General features: G+C 21.4%; 1 protein-coding gene. It reads left to right on the top strand.

Going from position 1 to position 1,178, the window contains the following annotated elements; translation table 11 throughout:
* Nucleotides 1–1,064 (top strand): hypothetical protein (locus tag ACTT83_RS05960; RefSeq protein WP_440919180.1); only part of this gene is annotated, 1,064 nt, incomplete at its 5' end.
* Between the last annotated feature and the right edge of the window lie 114 nt (nucleotides 1,065–1,178).

Genomic DNA, 1,178 nt, shown 5'->3' with positions numbered 1-1,178 from the left:
AAAAAAAACTTAAATGGATTAACTTTGAGATAAATAATTATTCATACTTTATAAAGAATTTTTACAAGTTTATTAAATGTTTTAAATTTATTAAGAGTTTTGATAATTTTATCGGAATTTGCATATTATTTAATGAGTATAATAAATTTCTGTGCTTTGATAGTTTTTTAAAAAATCAAAGATCATTAAAAATCTGTCTGATAGATCATGACAGCATTACGCCAAAAGGACTTTTACTTGCTCTAAAAAAAAATAAAATAACAACAATTTCTTCACAACAAAGAATAAATAATATTTGGCTTCCGTGGCATAGTACATTTTTAGATTATTACTTTGTATATAATAATTTTGTTGCAGATATTATAAAAAAAAAAAAATCTCAATTTAATATAGAAAATATTGTCATCTCTGGATCAGTGAAAGAAAATTTTATTAAAAAATTTAATTATAAAAATATATCTGAAGATATCTTATGTTTAAAAAAAAATAAGAAATTGATTTTAGCTTTGGGCCATCATGTACCAATGTCAAGCACCGAGCAGGAATCAAGTATATGGATTAATAAATATTCATCAAAACTTTTTTTGCAAAATTGTTTAGCTATTGCTCAAAATAATTCAAATTGTTTTGTTATTATAAGATATAAATATTTACCGAATTTCAATTTTTTTTTTAATGATGTAATTAATCAGATTAATAAAACTAAAAATATTTTGATTTGTAATAATTATAATGAAAGTTATAGAACATATAAGATCTGCTCTGTAGCAGACTTAATAATTGGAGAATATACATCTTTAGTTGATGAATGTATTGCAAGTGAAAAAGCAGTTTTGGTTCATGATTTTTCCTATCAATTTTCTGGACACGCAAAAAAATATTTTAAACATTTGCCAGAGAAAATATTTTGCACTAATAAAGATGAGTTGCTCAAAAAAACTAAAGAATTTCTAATGATGGATGACTTTAAAGCTAATCAATTTCATGCAAATAATGAAAAAATTGACAGTAATAAACTTCCTTTGGATATAGTGAAATTTAAGCTAAATCAATTATTGCAATGAATTATTTAAAAATTTTTTTATATCCAGTATTTTTTATTCATTTTCATATTTGTAGATTTTTTATCAATTTAAATTTTGAGTTCAGTTTTAAAAAAAAATATATTTTAATACTTT

The sequence above is a fragment of the Candidatus Pelagibacter sp. genome (assembly GCF_052049775.1).
Taxonomy (GTDB): Bacteria; Pseudomonadota; Alphaproteobacteria; order Pelagibacterales; family Pelagibacteraceae; genus Pelagibacter.
Note: the sequence above shows the minus strand (reverse complement) of the source record. Positions and strands in the feature narration are given on the sequence as shown.